The organism is Candidatus Rhodoblastus alkanivorans, assembly GCF_022760755.1.
In the GTDB taxonomy this organism is placed as follows: domain Bacteria; phylum Pseudomonadota; class Alphaproteobacteria; order Rhizobiales; family Beijerinckiaceae; genus Rhodoblastus; species Rhodoblastus alkanivorans.
In genome coordinates, this window is the sequence record NZ_JAIVFP010000001.1 from 2,421,137 (window position 1) to 2,440,676 (window position 19,540).

General features: G+C 63.3%; 14 protein-coding genes. 2 read left to right on the top strand and 12 right to left on the bottom strand.

The window, feature by feature from the left end:
• Nucleotides 1-9: 9 nt before the first annotated feature.
• Nucleotides 10-1,758, top strand: a complete 1,749-nt coding sequence (locus tag K2U94_RS20645; RefSeq protein WP_243067307.1) for an OmpA family protein — start codon at nt 10-12, stop codon at nt 1,756-1,758.
• Nucleotides 1,755-2,261: a Rab family GTPase gene (locus tag K2U94_RS11285; protein WP_243067308.1), complete on the top strand. Its 507-nt coding sequence runs from the start codon at nt 1,755-1,757 to the stop codon at nt 2,259-2,261. Before K2U94_RS20645 ends, K2U94_RS11285 begins: the two co-directional genes overlap by 4 nt.
• Before the next feature lie 7 nt (nt 2,262-2,268).
• On the opposite strand, the gene lpdA is transcribed toward K2U94_RS11285, so the two are convergent.
• From lpdA to K2U94_RS11345, 12 genes are all read right to left on the bottom strand, one after another.
• Nucleotides 2,269-3,990 carry a dihydrolipoyl dehydrogenase gene (lpdA, locus tag K2U94_RS11290; protein WP_243067309.1) on the bottom strand — a complete coding sequence of 574 codons (1,722 nt, stop codon included), beginning with the start codon at nt 3,988-3,990 and terminating at the stop codon, nt 2,269-2,271.
• 13 nt (nt 3,991-4,003) lie between these two features.
• Nucleotides 4,004-5,287, bottom strand: a complete 1,284-nt coding sequence (gene aceF / locus K2U94_RS11295) for a dihydrolipoyllysine-residue acetyltransferase (protein WP_243067310.1) — start codon at nt 5,285-5,287, stop codon at nt 4,004-4,006.
• A gap of 38 nt (nt 5,288-5,325) precedes the next feature.
• Nucleotides 5,326-7,986 (bottom strand): pyruvate dehydrogenase (acetyl-transferring), homodimeric type, encoded by a 2,661-nt coding sequence (aceE, locus tag K2U94_RS11300; RefSeq protein ID WP_243067311.1) that lies wholly within the window; start codon nt 7,984-7,986, stop codon nt 5,326-5,328.
• Between the two features lie 103 nt (nt 7,987-8,089).
• On the bottom strand, nt 8,090-8,740 hold the full coding sequence (locus K2U94_RS11305; protein WP_243067312.1) for a LutC/YkgG family protein: 651 nt from the start codon (nt 8,738-8,740) through the stop codon (nt 8,090-8,092).
• Nucleotides 8,737-10,152 (bottom strand): lactate utilization protein B, encoded by a 1,416-nt coding sequence (locus K2U94_RS11310; RefSeq protein WP_243067313.1) that lies wholly within the window; start codon nt 10,150-10,152, stop codon nt 8,737-8,739. The genes K2U94_RS11305 and K2U94_RS11310 overlap by 4 nt, the downstream gene beginning before the upstream one ends.
• A complete protein-coding gene (locus K2U94_RS11315) occupies nt 10,149-10,928 on the bottom strand; it encodes a (Fe-S)-binding protein (protein WP_243067314.1) in 780 nt (259 codons plus the stop codon). Before K2U94_RS11315 ends, K2U94_RS11310 begins: the two co-directional genes overlap by 4 nt.
• Before the next feature lie 79 nt (nt 10,929-11,007).
• On the bottom strand, nt 11,008-11,778 hold the full coding sequence (locus tag K2U94_RS11320) for an FCD domain-containing protein (RefSeq protein ID WP_243067315.1): 771 nt from the start codon (nt 11,776-11,778) through the stop codon (nt 11,008-11,010).
• A 113-nt stretch (nt 11,779-11,891) separates the two neighbouring features.
• A complete protein-coding gene (locus K2U94_RS11325) occupies nt 11,892-13,445 on the bottom strand; it encodes a bifunctional aminoglycoside phosphotransferase/ATP-binding protein (protein WP_243067316.1) in 1,554 nt (517 codons plus the stop codon).
• A complete protein-coding gene (locus K2U94_RS11330; RefSeq protein ID WP_243067317.1) occupies nt 13,445-14,278 on the bottom strand; it encodes an SGNH/GDSL hydrolase family protein in 834 nt (277 codons plus the stop codon). Before K2U94_RS11330 ends, K2U94_RS11325 begins: the two co-directional genes overlap by 1 nt.
• Entirely contained in the window at nt 14,227-15,330 is a 1,104-nt protein-coding gene (locus K2U94_RS11335) for an OpgC family protein (protein ID WP_243067318.1), read from the bottom strand. The genes K2U94_RS11330 and K2U94_RS11335 overlap by 52 nt, the downstream gene beginning before the upstream one ends.
• Nucleotides 15,331-15,458: 128 nt before the next feature.
• The gene (locus K2U94_RS11340; RefSeq protein WP_243067319.1) at nt 15,459-15,800 is read right to left on the bottom strand and encodes a HesB/IscA family protein; all 342 of its coding nucleotides are present in this window, start codon (nt 15,798-15,800) and stop codon (nt 15,459-15,461) included.
• Between the two features lie 487 nt (nt 15,801-16,287).
• Nucleotides 16,288-19,488, bottom strand: a complete 3,201-nt coding sequence (locus K2U94_RS11345; RefSeq protein WP_243067320.1) for a type ISP restriction/modification enzyme — start codon at nt 19,486-19,488, stop codon at nt 16,288-16,290.
• Nucleotides 19,489-19,540 lie beyond the last annotated feature (52 nt).

Genomic DNA, 19,540 nt, shown 5'->3' on the forward strand with positions numbered 1-19,540 from the left:
TGGTATAAGGTGTCGGTCCCGGCGCAGCCGGACCCTGGGACGCAAGACGCGACGCTGCGGGGCGCCGCCGAGGCGGGCAACCAACTCGGCTTGCTGAAACGGCTGCTCTTTCGCAGCGAGCAGTCGCGGCTCGACGCGATTCAGGCCCAGACCGAGGCTTTGGCGGCGCGGCTCGGCGACCAGGCCGGGCTGGAGGCGGCGACGGCGGAAATCCTCGCCGGCGCCTTGCGGCGCGCGGAAGTTTCGGGCCATCGCGAATTGTCCGAGGCCTTGGCGCCGCTGGTGGTTACGGCGATCCGGTCGGAGATCGCCAATTCGCGCGACATGATGGTCGAGGCGCTCTATCCGATTACCGGCCGGCTGGTCGCCGCCGCCGTGTCGAACGCCTTCCGCGAATTGGTGGAGAACATCAACGCCCGGCTCAACCGGCTGCTGTCCACGCGCCTGTGGCGGCTGCGGCTGCGCAGCCTGCTGACCGGGCGGCCGCTGGCGGAAATCCTGCTCGAAGCCGCTCAGCGTCCCCGGGTGCGCCGCATTCTCGCTCTGGAGCGCGACAGCGGCCGTCTGCTCGCGCATTGGCCCGAAGACAGCGCGCCGGATTCCGCGGACGAAATCGTCAGCGGGATGCTCGCCGCGATCAGCCAGTTCGCGGCCCAGGCCTTCGCGTGCGGGCATGGCGAATTGCGCACGCTGGACATGGGCGCGAGCCGTCTGCTGCTGCGGGCCTCGGCGCGCCTCATCGTCGCCGCCGAATTTTTCGGCGAACCCCGTGCGGACGACGAAGCGCGGATGGATTCGGCTCTGCTGTCGTTGATTTCAACCTCGCCCGGGCCACCGGGCGAGGGCGCCTTGGCGCGAATTGCGGCCGATTTCGTCGACGCGGAGCCCAAAAAAAGCGGAGCCGCGCGCAATGTCGCTCTGGCGGCGCTGGCGCTGCTGCTGATCGGCGGGGCGGCCTATTGGCCGGCGCGCAATTTCCTGTGGGAGCGACGTCTCGACGACGCTTTCGCCCGCGCCGTGGCGGCGCAGCCGGGCCTCGCCGACTTTCCGCTGAAATTGACGGTCGACGCCGGAAAAAAACGCGCGGCGCTGACCGGGCTCGCGCCGCCCGCGGCCGATCTCGCCGCCCTGGCGCGCGCTATCGACGGCGCTGGTACGCCTTATCGTCTGGAGATGCGGATCGCGCGGGTCGCGACGCCGGCCAGCGTCGAGGCCGCCGCGCGCCAAAACAACAAAGCGAGCGGCGAGGCGGTCGCCGTTCTGGCAGGACGGCTCGACCGGATTCAGGCGACGGTTGCGGAGCAGCAGGGCCGCGCGGAGGCTTTGTCTGGTCAGGTCGCTCGGCTTGAAGCCGCAGAGACGGCGCAGCGGGCCGCCGCGGCGACGCCAGCCGCCCGGCTGGCGCGCCTCGCCGCGGGGACGACGCTCTGGTTCGATGACGGAACGGATTTTCTCGAAGCCGAGACAGCCCACGCGCAAATCGCCGCGCTGGCGGCCGAGATGAAGCGCAGCGGTTTGTCCCTGCGGGTTGTGGGTTATACGGACAGTCTGGGCTCGACCCAGAAAAACATGAAGCTTTCCCAGGCTCGCGCTGAAGCCGCCGTCGCCGCGCTGATTGCACAAGGCGTTGATTCCAGTAAACTTGCTGCTGTAGGCCGAGGCGACGAATCCCCGATCGCCGCCGAACATGGATCGGACAGCCGCCGCAACAGGCGGGTCGTCTTCGAAGTGATCGGCCCAGCGGAGCAGATACCTTGAATTTTTCCGCCAAACTCATGCTGTTGGGCGATATTGGCGTCGGAAAGTCGTCGCTCGCGAAGCGGCTGATGTTCAACAAATTCGACGCCGATTACAAGACCACGATCGGCGTGGACATCCTGACCCACGAATTGACCCTCGACATCGACTCCGGACCGGTGAAGGCGAAATTGCTGATCTGGGACACGGACGGCGACTTCGGCCAGCATATTTTCAAGTCGGTCTATCTCTCCGGCGCCTCGGGCGCGCTGGTGGTCGCCGACGCTTCGCGCCCGCCGACCATCGAGAAAATGTTCGATCTCTCGGCCGATTTTCTGGAGCGGCTCCCCGGCCGTTCCGTGCGCGCCATCATCAACAAGACCGATATCGTCGCGCCCGACCTGACCAATATCGATCGGCGCGGGCTGGCGCCGGAACAAGTGTTGTTTTCCAGCGCCAAGACGGGCGAGGGGGTGACGGCGGCCTTCGCCGCCATCGCCACGGACATCTACCGGCGGCTGTAGCGCCCGGTTAGTTCTTCTTGGGCGGGATCAGGTCGGTGATCGTGCCTTCAAAAAGCTCAGCCGCCATGCCGAGGGTTTCGGACAGGGTCGGATGGGGGTGGATGGTGAGGCCGATGTCCTCGGCGTCTGCGCTCATTTCGATGGCGAGCGCGGCTTCCGCGATCAGGTCGCCAGCATTTACGCCGACGATGCCGCAGCCGATCAGGCGCTTGGTCTCCTCGTCGAACAGCACCTTGGTCGCGCCCTCGTCGCGGCCGAGCGACAGAGCGCGGCCGGACGCCGCCCAGGGGAAGGTCGCCTTGCCGAACTTCAGGCCTTTGGCTTTGGCTTCGGTTTCGGTCACGCCGACCCAGGCCACTTCCGGGTCGGTGTAGGCGACGGACGGGATGACCTTGGCGTCGAAGACGGATTTGTGGCCGCAGGCGACTTCCGCCGCCACCTTGGCCTCATGGGTCGCCTTGTGGGCGAGCATGGGCTGGCCGACAATGTCGCCGATGGCGAAAACATGCGGGACCTTGGTCCGCATCTGCTTGTCCACGGCGATGAAGCCGCGCTCGTCGACATTGAGGCCAGCGGCCTCGGCGTTGATGAGCTTGCCATTGGGCTTGCGGCCCACGGCGACCAACAGTTTGTCGAATGTGTCCTCGCTTTGGGCCCCGTCGGCCGCCTCGAAAGTCACGCGCAGGCCGGCGGGCTCGGCCGCGACAGCGACCACCTTGGTTTTGAGCAGGACCTTTTCGTATTTTCGGCCAATCCTTTTGGCGAGCGGCGCGACGATGTCCTTGTCGGCGCCCGGGATGATCTGGTCCATCAGCTCGACGACGGTCACTTTCGAGCCGAGCGCGTGATAGACCGTCGCCATTTCCAGCCCGATGATGCCGCCGCCGAGCACCAACAGGCGCTTCGGGACGTCGGCCAGCGCCAAAGCGCCAGTCGAATCGATGACGCGTGAATCATCGTGCGGGATGAAGGGCAAAGTGACGGGCTCGGAGCCGGCGGCGATGATGGCCTTGTCGAAGGTGACGAGCTTTTTCGAGCCGTCCTCGGCGATGACTTCCATGCTGTTGGGCGAGGCGAAGGCGCCCTTGCCGGTGACGACCGTCACCTTGCGCTGCTTGGCCATCGAGCCGAGGCCCCCGGTCAGCAGCTTGACGACGCTTTCCTTCCAGCCGCGCAGCTTGTCGAGGTCGATCGTCGGGTCGGCGAAGACGATGCCGTTCTCGCCGATTTCATGGGCCTCCTCGATCACCTTGGCGGCATGGAGCAGGGCCTTGGACGGAATACAGCCGACATTGAGACAGACGCCGCCCAAGACCGGCCAGCGTTCGACCAGCACGACCCTGGCGCCGAGATCGGCGGCGCGGAAGGCGGCGGTATAGCCGCCGGGGCCAGCGCCGAGCACCAGCACTTCGGCGTGGAGATCGCCGGCAGCAGCGGAAGGGGCTGGCGCAGGGGCCGCCGCGGGCGCGGGAGCCGGGACGGCCGCGGCGGCGCCGGCTTCGTCCAGCAGCAGGATGAGTGCGCCTTCGCCGACCCTGTCGCCGACCTTGACCTTCAATTCCTTGACCACGCCGGCCGAGGGCGAGGGCACTTCCATCGTGGCCTTGTCCGATTCAAGCACGATCAGCGGGTCTTCCGGCTTGATCATATCGCCGGCCTTGACCAGGATTTCGATGATCGGAACGTCCTTGAAGTCGCCGATATCGGGGACCTTGATTTCAATTGTCATGGTTGCCCCCAATTCACAGCGCCAGGCGGCGGATGTCTTCGAGCACGATGGCAAACGCCCGGGCGAAGCGGGCCGCGGCCGCGCCGTCGATCACGCGATGGTCGTAGGATAGCGACAAAGGCAGCATCAGGCGCGGCACGAATTCCTTGCCGTTCCAGACCGGCGCCATTTTCGAGCGCACGACGCCGAGGATCGCCACTTCCGGCGCGTTGACGATCGGCGAGAAACTTGTGCCGCCAATGCCGCCGAGCGAGGAAATAGTGAAACTCGCCCCCGACATTTCGGCCGGCGACAACTTTCCGGCGCGCGCTTTCGCGGAAAGGTCGCCGAGTTCCTTCGCAAGCTCCAGGACGCCCTTCTTGTCCGCATCCTTGATCACCGGCACGACCAGGCCTTCCGGCGTGTCGCAGGCGAAGCCGATGTGCCAGTATTTCTTGTGGATCAGCGAGTCCTTGGTTGGGCTCAGCGACGAGTTGAAGTCCGGATATTGTTTCAGCACCGCGACGCTGGCGCGGATGAGGAAAGGCAGCAGCGAGACCCGATAGGACTCCTTGGCTTTTTTGCCTTCCTCGTCGAGCTTTTTACGGAAATCCTCCAGATCGGTGATGTCGGCCTCGTCATTCTGGGTGACAGCCGGCACATTGAGCCAGGAACGATGCAGGAAGGGGCCCGACAGCTTGCGGATGCGCGACAGCGGCTTTTCCTCGATCGGCCCGAATTTGGAAAAGTCGATGACGGGGATTTCCGGAATGCCGGCGCCGGTCGCGCCGCCCGGGGCCGCGGCCTTGCCGCCAGCCAGAAAAGCCTTCACGTCCTCTTTGGTGATGCGGCCCTTGTCGCCGGTGGCCGGGACCCGGGTCAGGTCGATATCGAGTTCGCGGGCGAGGCGGCGCACGGCGGGCGAGGCGAAGATATCGCCAAAATCCGAAAGCGACGTACGGGGCCCGAGAATAGGCGCCGGTCCGCCGGTCTTGCCGGCGTCGAGATCGGTCACCGCGATCGGCTCCGGCTTGAGTTCCGGCGCGGCGGACGCCGGCGTCGGGGCGGGCGCCGGCGTCCCTTCCGCGGCCAGCGTCAGAATGGCTGAGCCTTCCGAGACCTTGTCGCCGACCTTGACGAGCAGTTCCGACACGACGCCCGCCTCGGGGGCGGGAACCTCCATCGTGGCCTTGTCGGATTCGAGCACGATCAACGGGTCTTCCGCCTTGATCGAATCGCCGGCCTTGACCAGGATTTCGATCACGGGAACGCCTTGGAAATCGCCGATATCCGGCACTTTCACTTCAATCTTGGACATTTTTTCCAACCTTGGGAGAAGGGAGCGGTGGGCGAGATTCAGGAATGCCGAGGGTCGGGCTTTTCGGGATCGAGGCGATAGAGGTCGATCGCGTCGGCGACCTTTTTCGCCGGCAGCAATTGCGACTCCGCCAACGCCTTCAGCGCCGCGACGGCGACGTAATGGCGGTCCACCTCGAAGAAGGCACGCAGCTTGCGGCGATAGTCGGAGCGGCCGAAGCCGTCGGTGCCGAGCACCCTGTAGCGGGTCGGCACATGGCCGCGAATCTGCTCGGCGAAGGCGCGGATGTAATCACTGGTGGCCACCACGGGACTGTCGCCGCGCGCCTGCAACAGCTGGGTGACATAGGGAATGCGCGGCTCCTCCATCGGATGCAGCATGTTCCAGCGCTCACAGGCGTCGGCTTCGCGCTTCAGTTCAGTGAAGCTGGTCACGGCGAAAATGTCGGCCTGGATGCCGAAATCGCGTTCGAGCAGCTCCGCGCCTGCGATCGCCTCGCGCAAAATCGAGCCCGAGCCGAGCAGGGTCACTTTCTTTTCCTTCGGCGTGCCTTCCGGCGCGGCCCTGAAGAGATACATGCCCTTGACGATGCCCTCTTCCGCGCCCTCCGGCATGGCGGGATGTTCGTAATTCTCGTTGAGCAAAGTGAGGTAGTAATAGACGTCCTCGCCCTTGCCATACATGCGCTCCAGCCCGTGCTGGACGATGACCGCGACTTCATAGGAGAAGGTCGCGTCATAGGACACGCAGTTGGGGATGGTGGACGAGAGGATGTGGCTGTGGCCGTCCTCGTGCTGGAGGCCCTCGCCGTTGAGCGTGGTGCGGCCCGAGGTGCCGCCGAGCAGGAAGCCGCGGGCGCGCAGATCCCCCGCCGCCCAGGCGAGGTCGTGGACGCGCTGGAACCCGAACATCGAATAATAGATGTAGAACGGGATCATCGGCGTGTTGGAATGGGAATAGGACGTCGCCGCCGCGATCCATGAGGCCATGGCGCCGGCCTCGTTGATGCCCTCCTGGAGCATCTGGCCGGAGCGGTCCTCCTTGTAATAGGAAAGCTGGTCGGCGTCCTGCGGGCGGTAAAGCTGGCCGACCTGCGAGAAAATGCCATATTGGCGGAACATGCCCTCCATGCCGAAGGTGCGGGACTCATCCGGCACGATCGGCACGATGCGCTTGCCGATATTCTTGTCGCGCAAAAGGTGGTTCAGCACCCTGACGAAAGCCATGGTGGTGGAGATTTCGCGGCCCTCGGTCGATTTGAGCTGGGCTTCGAGCGACGACAGCGGCGGGATGACCAGCGGCTCGCTCTGGCGCCGGCGGGCCGGCAGATAGCCGCCGAGCGCCTCGCGCCGCGCCCGCAGATAATTCATCTCCTCAGACCCTTCCGGGAATTTCAGCAGGGGCAGATGCTCGATCTCGCTGTCGGCGACCGGAATTTTGAAGCGGTCGCGGAACTGCTTGAGCGCTTCCAGGCTCATTTTCTTGGCCTGGTGGGCCATCATCTGGGCTTCGCCGGCCGAGCCCATGCCATAGCCCTTGACTGTCTTCGCGAGAATGACGGTCGGCTGTCCCTTATGCTCGACCGCCGCCTTGTAGGCCGCGAAAATCTTGCGCGAGTCATGGCCGCCGCGGGTCAGGCTCCAGATCTTGTCGTCGGACCATTCCTTGACCATGGCCGCGGTCTCGGGATAGCGGCCGAAGAATTTCTCGCGGATATAGGCGCCATTCTTGGACTTGAAATCCTGATATTCTCCGTCGACGCATTCTTCCATCAACTGACGCAGGCGGCCGGTGACGTCCCTGGCGAGCAGTTCGTCCCAGCCCGTGCCCCAGATCAACTTGATGACGTTCCACCCGGCGCCGCGGAAGTCCGCCTCCAGTTCCTGGATGATCTTGCCATTGCCGCGCACCGGGCCGTCAAGGCGCTGGAGGTTGCAGTTGATGACGAAGATGAGGTTGTCGAGCTTTTCGCGGCCGGCCAACGAGATGGCGCCCAGGGACTCGGGCTCGTCCATCTCGCCGTCGCCCATGAAGGCCCAGACTTTTCTTTCATGGGTTTCGATCAGGCTGCGCCCTTCGAGATAGCGCATGAAGCGGGCCTGATAAATCGCCATCAGGGGTCCGAGGCCCATCGAGACGGTCGGGAATTGCCAGAAATCCGGCATCAGCCAGGGATGCGGATAAGACGAAATGCCCTTGCCGTCCACCTCCTGACGGAAATTGAGGATTTGCTCTTCGGAGAGGCGGCCTTCGACAAAGGCGCGGGCGTAGATACCGGGCGAGGAATGGCCCTGGAAAAACACGAGGTCGCCGGCGTGTTTTTCGTCCGGCGCGCGCCAGAAATGCATGAAGCCGACGTCATAGAGCGTCGCGGCGGACTGGAAGCTGGCAATATGGCCGCCAAGCTCGGACGAGGTCTTGTTGGCCTTGAGCACCACCATTGCCGCATTCCAGCGGATCGTGGCGCGGATTTTGGTCTCGATCTCGCGGACGCCGGGATGCGGCGGCTGCTGTTCCGGGGGAATGGTGTTGATATAAGCGGTGTTCCAGGCGAAAGGCAGTTTCGCGCCGTTCTTGCGCGCCTCCGAAACCACATCGCTGAGCAGGCCGTCCACCCGCTCGACGCCCTCGAATTCCTGCACCGAATTGAGGGCCTCAAGCCACTCCCGCGTTTCGGCGGCCGCGTCCGATTTGTCCATGCCTAGCTCCCTTGAGGGCGGCGGCCGGATCGGCCCCACGCCGGTTTTTGGTCGATGATAGGCGCGCTTTTGCGCCGCCGCTTCTCAGCATTTGGCCGGATAGTCAAATGACTGAATTGACGATGACGATATGCAGCCTCCCCGGCCCATGGGCGCCCCGCGCGAGCACGCCTTCGATGTCCGTGGTGCCGCTCGCGCCGGTGACCAGATTGACGTTGCGCGGAACGGGCAGGCCACTGGCCAGGGCGGCGTAATCCTCCATGCGCGGAACAAGGCTTTGCGCGCTAAGCGCGACAAGATGATGGAGGGGCAGAAATTCATAGAGCGTCGGCGCCTCCCGCCCGGAATGGAAGACCAGAGAGCCGGTTTCGGCCACGCCGCAGAGCGCGATGCCGACCGCAAGCGGGCTATCGGGGCGCAAGGGCGCGTCGGGGCGCAGCGCGCCCCAGTCGAGCTTTTGCAGGCGCGGGTCGGGCTGGAGGGAGAATTCCGGCGCAAGCTCGTTGGCGGCGACATAGCGCGCGACCGCGCCGGGCAGCTCGGCCAGCGTTTCGACGCGCTCAAGCGTCGCGCCGACTTTTTCGGCGCCGGCGCGCGCCGTGAACAACGCGACGAGGTCGCTGGCTTCCAGCGGCGGCAGCGTCTTTTTCATCGCCTCGGAACAGGCTTGCGCCTGCGCCGCGATCTCGGCCGGGGCGGTGCGGTTTGGGCGCGCCTTGCGGATCGCGACGAAAATATTTTCGCGCGCGCTCATGGCTTTCTGTTCTCCTTGCCGCCCTTCTTGATCGTGGTCAGAAATGTTTGCCTTGGCGGCTTGGGGAAGTCGCGCGACGCCGTCCAGCCCGAGGCGAGCGGCAGCGACGAAATCCACCCCTCCCGGGCGAACAGCCGCATCGCCGGCAAGGCGAAAGCTTGCGCCAGCCGGTAAAGCGCCGGTCGCGCGGCGACATAGGCCCAGGCTTTCACCGCCGCGCTCGAAATTTTCGGCTCGTAACCGGCGCGCCAGCTTCGCGCGCGCCAATGGCGCAGCAGTGTCGGCAAGGGAATGTCCACCGGGCAGACCTGCTTGCATTGGCCGTTGAGGGTGCAGGCGGTGGGCAGGTCGCGGGTCCGCTCGAGCCCGTCGAACACCGGGGTCAGAACCGAGCCCATCGGGCCGGGATAGGCGCCGCCATAGGCGTGGCCGCCAATGGCGCGATAGACCACACAATGGTTGAGGCAGGCGCCGCATCGCAGGCAGCGCAGCATGTCCGGCATTTCGGCGAGCATTTGCGTCCGGCCGTGATCGACCAGCACGATATGGAACTGCTCCGGCCCGTCGCGGTCGCCCGGGCGCTTCGGGCCGCAATGGAAAGTGGTGTATTGTGTGAGATCGGCGCCCGTCGCCGAGCGGACCAGCAGGCGGGTCAATTGCAGCGCATGCTCGGTGCTGGCGACGATTTTTTCTATGCCCGCCGTCACGATATGGACGCGGGGCGGGGTCGTGGTCAGTTCGGCGTTGCCCTCATTGGTGATGGTGCAGATCGCGCCGGTCTCGGCGACCAGGAAATTGGCGCCGGAAATGCCGACTTCGGCGGCGAAGAAATCCGCGCGCAATTCCTTGCGCGCCGAACCGACCATGCTGACCACGTCGTGGGCGGGCGGCTTTTCATGGTGATATTGGTCAAAGAGTTTGGCCACGTCCTCAGCTGTGCGATGGGCGGCGGGCCAGATGATATGGGAGGGCGTCTCGCCGGCGAGCTGGATGATATGTTCGGCGAGATCGGTCTCGACCCGGCGCAACCCGGCGCCGGCGAGCGCATGGGGCAGTCCAATCTCCTCGCCCAGCATGCTTTTCGAGCGCGTTACGGTTTTTGCGCCTGCCGCCTTGCAGAGGTCCACGACGATCCGGCAGGCCTCGTCGGCGTCGCGCGCCCAATGAACTAAAGCGCCGGAAGCCAGCGCGTTGCGCTCGAACATTTCCAGGTAAAAGGCCATGTGCTCGATCGCATGGTCCTTGATCGCGGCCGCCGCGGCGCGGGCGGCTTCGAAATCAGGCCAGGCGGCGACGGCGGCGGCGCGTTTGCGCCGGGCGTTGCCGGTCGTACGCTCGATCGCGATCTTGAGCTGGGGATCGTGGAGCGCCTTTTCGACGCGATCATGGAAATTCCCGGCGGGCGCGGTCATGGCGCGTCCTCGCCGATGGCGCGTTGCGCCATGCCGGCCAGGACTTCCGCCGCGTGGAAGACTCGCGTCTTCGCGCGATCGCGGCGTAATTTGCCGGCCATATTCAGCAGGCAGCCGAGATCGCCGCCGAGCAGGAGGTCGGCCCCGGTCGCGACGACATTTTGCGCCTTTTCGCCGACGATTGCCTCGGAAATCCCGGAATATTTTACGCAAAAGGTCCCGCCGAAGCCGCAGCAGGTCTCTTCGCCTTCGAGCGGGCGCAGGTCGAGGCCTTCGACCGCGCCGAGCAAGGCGCGCGGCTGAGTCTTGACGCCGAGTTCGCGCAGGCCGGAGCAGGAATCGTGATAGGCTGCGCTGGCCTTGCAGGCGACGTTTTGCGGCCGAAAGCCGCGCAGATCGACGAGGAAGCTCAGCAATTCGTGGGTCTTGGCGGCGAGCGCCTCCGCGCGCGCGCGCCAGGCCGGATCATCGGTGAAAAGCTCGGGATAATGCGCCTTGATCATCCCAGCGCAGGAACCGGACGGCGCGACGAGGTAATCGTAAGGCTCGAAAGTCTCGATTACGGATTTGGCGATGGGCTTGGTCGCCTCGTCGGCGCCGCTGTTGAAGGCGGGCTGGCCGCAGCAGGTCTGGCTCAGAGGAACTTCGACCCGGCAGCCGGCGGCCTCAAGCAGGGCGACGGCGGCGAAGCCGACATTCGGCCGGATCGAATCGACCAGGCAAGTCACAAAAAGGCCGACGCGCGGCCCGTCGAGGGCATTTCCACCTACCGTCATTGGAGCCGGCCCATTTCAGCGAGGTCGTGGCCGCCTTATAACGAGGAAATTTTATGTGGTCAAATGTTTTTACCACCAATCAGTCGCTGGCGCGGGCCAGCAATTCGGAGCGGCCCATGCGGCGGAGCGCCCGGGCGACGCGGGTCTCTTCCTCGCGCATTTCCTTCAGCGTGCTGGCGATCCCGCGGATATGGGCGGTCGCCGCGGCCGCCGCCGCTTCGGGATCGCGGGCGAGAATGGCCTCGGCGATCGCGAAATGCTGGTCGAGCAGCACATCCCGCGAGCCGGCCTTCGCATAAAGCTCGCTGCGGTTGTAGAAGGCGTCGCTGCGCAGCATTTCATAGAGCGCGCGCATGATGTGCAGCAGCACCAGATTATGCGCCGCCTCATAGATCAGCATGTGCAGTTCGGCGTCGGTCTCCGCTTCGGCCGCGATGTCGTTGGCCTCATGCGCTTGGCGCAGCTTCTGCAGGCAGCGAGCGATGGCTTCGCGCTCGACGTCGGTGGCGCGCGTGGCTGCAAGCCGCGCGGCTTCGCCTTCGATCAGGCAGCGATATTCCAGGTAATCCTTCAAGGCATGGTCGCTCGACTGGAACAGCGAGGTCAGCGGATCGATCATGGGGGTGAGGAAGCGGCTGACGAAATTTCCCGCCTTGTTGGTCTCGATCAGGCCGCGCGCCTGCAATTTGTCGAGCGCCTCGCGCAGCGAAGGGCGGGAGACGTCGAGCTTTGCCGCCAGTTCGCGTTCAGGCGCGAGCTTTTCGCCCGGCCGCAGCGCCCCTTCGAGGATGAGCTGTTCGAGATGCTCGGCGAGCGCGTCGGCCAGTTTGGGGGTCCGCAACGGGTCCATGAAAAGTCCTGTCTGCCGGCCTTGAACCTGGCGGCCCGGCGCGAGGGATCGTCCCCTTCGCTTGGGTCAAATGATTAGACCACAAAATGGGCCGGTCATCCAGAAGGAAAAACTCACGCCTTTTTCGCGATGGCGGCGCGGATGATCTCCAGCGCGCGGTCTCGCAGATCGGGGGCGGAAGCGTCGAGCCGGATCCAGTCAAGCCTGCCGGGATCGCGGTTGAGCTGGTTTTCGAGCACGTCGAGATTGGCGTCGGAGACGCCGTGCGGGCGATCGCGCACGCGCTGGCGCAGAACGTCGGGCGGCGCTTCGAGCCACAGGCCGACGAAGGGCGCGCCGCAGTCGCGCGCCAGTTTGGCCGCGGCGTTGCGCTCTTCCTCGGTCGAATAGACCGCGTCGAGGACGACAGAGTGACCCTGGGCATAAGCGTCCATGGCGCGCGACAGCAGGCGCAGATAGACCGCCGCGGTAATGGTGAATTCATAGGCCGACGGGGGCAGGCGGTCGTTCGGCGCGATTCGGTGCATTGCCTTGCGGGTGCGGTCGGAATTGAGCATGCGGGCGCCGGGCGGCGCGCCGATGTCGCCGGCGATCGCCACCGACAGCGTCGATTTTCCCGAGCCGCTTAAGCCGCCGATGGCGACAATGGCGTTGGGGCGCGGCGCGAGCAATTCTTCGGCAAGCGCAAAATAGGCGCGGGCCTCGCGCTCCATCGCGGCGTCGGCTTCCCTGTCGCCGGAATGGGCCTGCGACGCGGCGATATGGGCGCGGATCGCGGCGCGCAGGGCCATGAAGAAGGGCAGGGCCGAATAGCCGTCGCGCACCTTGGCCGGCATGTCCGGCACGGTGCGCGACAAAGCGCTGACATAACGGTTGAACAGCAGATTGGCGAGGTCGTGGCGCCCGCGCAGCCACAGGTCCATCAGGGTGAAGGCGACGTCATAGAGGACGTCGATCTGCGCCAGCCGGGGGTCGAATTCGATGCAGTCGAACATGGTCGGCCGCCCCTCGAACCAACAGATGTTGCGCAAGTAGAGATCGCCATGGCACAGCCGGACGAATCCGACGAGGGCGCGGGCGTCGATGAGGTCCGTAAGTTCCTTCAATTCGGCGCGAAAGGCGGCGTTGAGCCTGTCGAGCTCATCCTGCGCGAAAAGGCCGCAATGGGCGAAGGAATCCTCGTTCAGATCGAGGAGATGGGCAAAGACGCCCGAGCCGCTCTCTTCATTGAAGCGCTGGGCGCGGGCGTGGAAATCGGCAATGGTCGTGGCGAGCGCCTCGATATGGGCGGGGGTTAGCCGGCCCTCGCGGACCATGACGTCGAACAGGCCCGATTCTTCGAACCGGCGCATGACGACGATGCAATCGACCAGAGGCCCCTTTCCATCGAAGGCAAGGCCCTGCGGCTCGCTGGTGATCCGCCGCAAGCCCAGATAAAGCTCCGGCGCGGCGCGCGAATTCAGCGACAGTTCGGCGCGGCAGGCTTTTTCCCGCAAGCGGGGCTTGGAAAAGTCGAGATAGGGAAAAACGATCGCGCGCTTCAGCTTGAAGACGAGGCCGCCGGACAGGAACAGCAGCGAGACATGGGTCTGCTTGGTCTCGACCGGCGCGCCGGTTTCGCGCGCCAGCGCCGCCGAGACGAAAGCGATGACTTTCGATTGGTCCATCATTTGGCGGGCGGGGGCGGGGTGGGACGGGTGTGGCGCAGGACCATATTGGCGACCAGGGCCTGCGCGACCTGTTCCGCCAGGCAGTCATAGCCGATTTCCGGGGAAAAAGGATTTTCGCCCTGTGCGACGCTCTTGCGGGTCTTCGCCAGGAATTGCATCGCCTCGTAGCGGCGCAGATAGAGCACGTTCTCGGACTGCGCCACGCGGCGCGTCGCGTCGCGGATGGCGCTGGCCTCGCTCTGGTCGTGCAGCCAGCGATTGGCCTCGAAGCCGACCAGGAGCACATCGACGCCATTGTCCTTGGCCCAGCGCACGCCCTCGCGCAGATGGTCCTCATATTCGGCGGGCGCGACGAACTGGAGCGCGTCATTGGCGCCGACCTGCCAGATCAGGAGGTCGGGCCGGTCGAGCGCGACCTCGGTGCGCATCCGCTCGACGGCGGTGCCCGCGATCTCGCCGGAAACCGGACGCTCGTCGATGACGACGTCCACGCCCGCGAGCGCGTGCTCAAGCAGGGCTTCGAGCGCCGCCGGATAGGGCTTGCGCTGGCTCCTGCTCATGCCGATCGGCGAGCCGATGATCAGGATGTTGAGCTTCTGGCCCGTCTTCAGCGCCGCGGCGACATGGGGCAGGGGCGCCGGGGCCGCCAAAGATTCGGCCGGCGCGTCGCAGACCGAGGGGGGCCGCGTCATATCCTGCGCCCGCGCCGGCGCGGCGAAAGCGTGTGAGGCCGGGCCCGCGATCGCGCCGAGCATGAGGCCCAGAACCGCGCAGAGCGTCAGGCCGAAGCCAGGCGCTGGGCGCGCGCTACGGCATGTCTTTTCCGCCATTCCGACAACCATGCGACCACGCCCATCACCGTCCATCCGACAAGTATCACGACGACGTCGATTTCGAAACGCCCGTTGAACCGATAACGGACGATCTGGCCGGTAAGGCTCAGCAGCGACCCGGCGCAGAACACATGCAGGGAATTACGGCCGAGCAGCGCGAGATAGCCGACCAGCGGTCGCGCGAAGCGGTCGATATATTTGAAGGCGCCCATGAAGAAACAGGCCAGCGCCAGCGCGTGGAGGCAGAGGGCGGGCGAGAGATAGGTCTTGTCGAAGACGAAGAACAGTTTCGGGTCGGGCAGCGCGGACGGATCGGGCGCGATGCCCGCGAGCGCGAGCCCCCCGCCGACCAAAGTCTGGATGCCGGCGAGCCAGAACAGGATTTTCTTCACGCGCGGCGACCAGCTTTGATAGCCGCGCGGCCCGCTCAGCACGAAGCCGAGGATGAAGATGAACTGCCAGGCGAAGGGGCTGAAATACCACGCGCCTTCGACCGGCCAGGTGGGAAGGTTGAGGCCGGTCGCGAGGGTATAGACGTAAAGTGCGAAAGAAAGCGGCAGCAGGAGGCGCGGCGCGTAGCGGTCGATGATCGCGATCGACGGCCCCATCGCCATGAGCACGACGTAAAGCGGCAGAATGTCGAAAAAGCCGAGTTGGTAGCGCAGCAGAGCAAGGCCGATATGGGCGTTGACCGGGTCTTCGAATATCGCCGCCGCATTGTTCCATTGCAGGATATAGGGCTGGTCGAGCGCCTTGGCGCCGCCGGCGAGAATGGCTATGGCGATCGCCGTGATGACGAGCTGGGCGAAATAGATGGTGAGCGCCCGCCCCGCCAGCCGGTAGACGGCGGCGCTCATCGGCTCCTTGGCGAGCGAATTGCTGACATAGCGCAGGGCCACCCCGGCCAGCAGAACGAACAGCTCCGCGGCGTCCGAAAGCGAATAATGGCGGAAGCTGTAGCGTTCGAGAAAAATGCCGGGGATGTGGTTAATGAAAATCGTCGCCAGCGCGAAGCCGCGCCAGAAATCGACCGCATTCGGCGCCCTCATGGCGCGCTCTCCATGCCCGCGGGGCGGCGCGGGCAAGGCTTGTTCAGGGCGGCGGCGGCGCGAAAGGTCATGGCGGGCGATTCACGTCCGAAAACGGGCGACCGCTATAAACCCTTACGCGAAAATCCTCAAATCGCGAAACTCGTCCCGCAGCCGCAGGAGGCGGTGGCGTTGGGATTTTCGATCTTGAAGGACTGGCCCATCAGATCGTCGACGAAATCGATTTTCGCGCCCTTCAGGAAATCGAGCGACACCGGGTCGACGGCGAGCCGCGCCTCGGCGTCGCCGAGAATCAGGTCGCCATCGTCGGGCGCGGGAACGATGTCGAAGGAATATTGAAAGCCGGAACAGCCGCCGCCATTGACCGAAATGCGCAAAAAGGCGCCGGGCGCCTCGCCGCGCAACACTTCGGCGACGCGCTTGAGGGCGCTGTCGGTGGCGACGACCGGTTCCGCCGTGAGTTCAGTCATTCATGCCTCCGAAAAAAGATGTCCTTGCATAGATAGTCCCCTCTGGCGCCTGGTCAATGCGGAACATGGCCGCTGCGCGAAATGGACGAAAACCGCGCGCCGAAAACAGCGGGGTGGAAATCGATTGGACAGGAAAAAACGCTTCGGTTTCGCGAAATAATGTTCTTGTTTTGTTTCATGTGAAACACTCGTGGGCTCCGCCGCGCCGGCACGAGCCAGCCCAACAGGCCGGTGTCTTCGCTTAACATATTGTTCAGACGCTAAATTTCATTGCGGCGCGGATGCGGGGTCGTGGGCGTCCGGCAGATTTCGCCACGCGCGAAAAACTTTTGGCGGCGGGCGACGCCGTTACAACCATGTGCTTGCATGGGGTGGAAATCGATCGTTTTGTTCACGAAAATCACCCGATTCCGCAAAAAAGCGCTCGTTTTTTCACAGATTTTCGTCCCATTTCGCAACCGAAGATTGAATTTTCAGCGGGTGGCGATCAGCGGTCGGCGCGCTTCATCGCCTCGACGATTTCGACCGTTTCAACCGACACCCGCGTCACGCGGGCGATCAGGTCGATGACCTTCTCCTTGTAATCGGCGAAGCGATAGGTGTTGAATTTCTCGCGAATGGTCGGGTCCTTCGGCGTCTTTTCCTTGTGCTGGTCCAGAATCCAGTCGAGGCCGGAGCGGTTGCCGAGGCGGTAGTCGAAAGCTTTGGGCGGAATGCCGGACAATGTGGTTTCGGTGTCGAGGCGGATGGTTCCGCTCACCGGGTCGGATTTCAGGATCGGCTTTGGCGCGACGCCGGCCGCGCGGGCCTTTTCGTCCGGCGTGTCGGTCCGCACGATCGGCCAGGCCTCGACGCTCTCATAGCCGATATGCAGCGCCATCAGCCTTTCGCCCCAATCCGCCCAGGCCCAGAAATCGGGATAGAACGGCAGGCGCGGAAAATCGCGTTTCAGGTTGAGCGCGTATTTCTCGCGGTAAACTGGATCGTGCAGCACGCCATAGACGTAATGGAAGATCGCATCCTTGGTGATCGGGCGCGTTCGCCGAGTCCTGCCGCTTTCCTTCTCCCCTCGCGAGAGAAGGTTGCCCGAAGTACCGGATGAGGGGGTCCGCCCCGCCAGATCATGCCAGAGCGTCTCCTCAACCACCTCTCTTTGCGCCAGAATCTCCGCGTTCCAGAACCTTCGGACGCGAAAGCCCTGTCCGGCGAACCAGGCGTCGCGCTCGGCGTCGGCGGTGGATTCGGCATGCTGCGACCCGTCCGCCTCGACAATCAGCCTGGCCTCGAAACAGACGAAATCGGCGATATAGGGACCGATCGGCGCTTGCCGCCGGAACTTGAAGCCGGAAAAGCGCCGCCCGCGCAGAATATGCCAGAGCGTCTTTTCCGCCTCGGTCGGCTCTTTTCGCATTTTTCGCGCGAAATTCAGCATCTGCGCGCGCTTGGCGACTCCCTTCTCCCCTTGCGGGAGAAGGTGGCGCGAAGCGCCGGATGAGGGGGTGGCCGCAGCCGCCCCGGATGAGGGGGAACCCCGCTCGCCAGAAAATCCCTCATCCGTCTCGCTGCTACGCAGCGAGACACCTTCTCCCGCAAGGGGAGAAGGGGAGGTTGCGGCCTTTCCGTAATGCGCGCGGAACTGTTTCAGGCCCCAGTCGGTGATGTTGTCGATGGCTGTATTGGAATCTGAAAAAGAAAAGCGAGCGAGTACCTGCGCCGCGCTCGGCATAAAGAAGTCTTTATTCGGGATATTTCCTATTGCAAATACAGAAAAATTCGCGCGCTCCTCGGCTACGTAACATATCCCGACATTTTTGCCTGCGCCAGGGCCAAAAAGCAGTGGTATCTGATATAGCATCTCATTTAAGTTACGACTAAAGTAAATATTTTTACGAATAAATGGACGATAGTCGCTTACAAATATTTTATTTACGTCAAATACGTATCTAATGCCGTTTAGCAAATCTCTCTTTACGGCGCGTGTCCACTTTATCGCTGAGTTAAGTTTGCTTAGATCTGTTGCGCTGGCGGACAGACGACGAATTATATCGCAATTAGCATTGTACGTATCTATTAGAAATGAAACCTTGTCTGCCAAATGGGCTTCGTTGTCATCGTATACCCACTCGTCGCGATTTGTGACAACACCCAACGAAAAAAGTCTGAATAAAGCACGTTCCTTGGCCTTTGACGTCGCGGCTTTCGTCTCTTTCGTCGCAACGGGGATCAGGTCAGCCCAATCATTTTCAGTCTGCCCAAGCCAGTTTTGTTTGGCATCTGGTTTTACAAATATAAACCTTCTCTCTGGAAGGCGCTCACGAAGAAACACGCGTTTATCATCGCTTTTTAAATAATCGTCTACGGCTTGATAACGTATTGTACAACCGGAAGCTTTTCGCTTCTTGACAAAAAAACTAATGGCGATGCCGACGCGGATTTGATCCTCGAAGACGTTTCCTCCTTCGCGCCGACGTCGTTCGCCACTGGTTCGGGCGTTGCCCTTCAAATCGACAAGCCAAATTTCGTGGAACTCTTCGGCAACGATTTTGCGAAATCCATCGTAAGTTCGGGCGTCGATAAAGCTACTATTGCTCACGAAGGCCAGTACGCCGTCGTCGTGCAGACGGTCGGACGCCCAGCGGAAAAAGCGGGCGTACATGTCGTAGAGCTTGGTTTTCTGCGCGGTCGAGGCCTTGATGTAGGAGTTCTTGATCCGCTCGTCGATGTCGCGATAGGTGCGGTTCTTGTTGTTGTCGTTCTCGTTCTGCTGGTTGGCGTTATAGGGTGGGTTGCCGATGATGACCGAGATTTTGCGGCGGTTCTGCCGCTTGATACGCTCGATGTTCTCATCCGACAGCGCGCCGAACAGGTCGCCGACATGCTGGCCGGTTTTCACGCCCAAGGCCGTGGTGTTGTCGAGCGTATCGACAAAACAGAGGTTGGGATATTCGGCGAACTGGCCGGTGATCGCGGCATAAGTCGCCTCGATGTTCAGATTGGCGACATAATAGGGCAATATCGCCACCTCGTTGGCGTGCAACTCCTCCTTGTATTTATGGGTGAGCTTGTCCGGCTGGCCGCGAAAATGCTCCAGCAATTCGCAGATGAAGGTGCCCGTGCCGGTGGCCGGATCGAGGATTTCCACGTCGCGATCGATCAGGGTTTTCTTGAAATGTTTGGAGCACAGCCAGTCGGCCCCCTCGATCATGAATTTCACGATCTCGTTGGGCGTATAGACCACGCCGAGCCGGTCGGCCGCCTTGGGATTATAGACCTTGTAGAAGCGCTCGTAGATGAGCTTGAGAAAGGTCTGCTTTTCGGAATGGTTTGAAATCTGCGCGGCGTTGGCGCGGATCGCGGCGTAATAGGTTTCCAGTTTTTTCAGCGTGTCGCGCTTGACCGCGCCGGTGAAAAACTTCGCCTCCAGCGCATAAAGCTCCTTGGCGATATTGTTTTCGCGGTGGAAATCGCCCTCGTTGAAGACATGGGCGAAGATTTCCTCGGTCAGGATATGCTGGATCAGCATTTCCCGGACATCGGCCTCCGAGACCGAAGGATTGATGGTCTGGCGGGCGAGGTCGAGAAATTTTGCAGCCGCCTCGCGGAAGGGCGCATTGGTCGTATAGGCGTCGTCGATCTTTTCGCGCAGGGCTTCGAGCACGGCGGGCAGGTCGGTGGAAAATTGCGCCACCGCCTTGCGGAAATCGGCGATTTCCTGCCGCTCATAGCCGAAGAACAGCGAA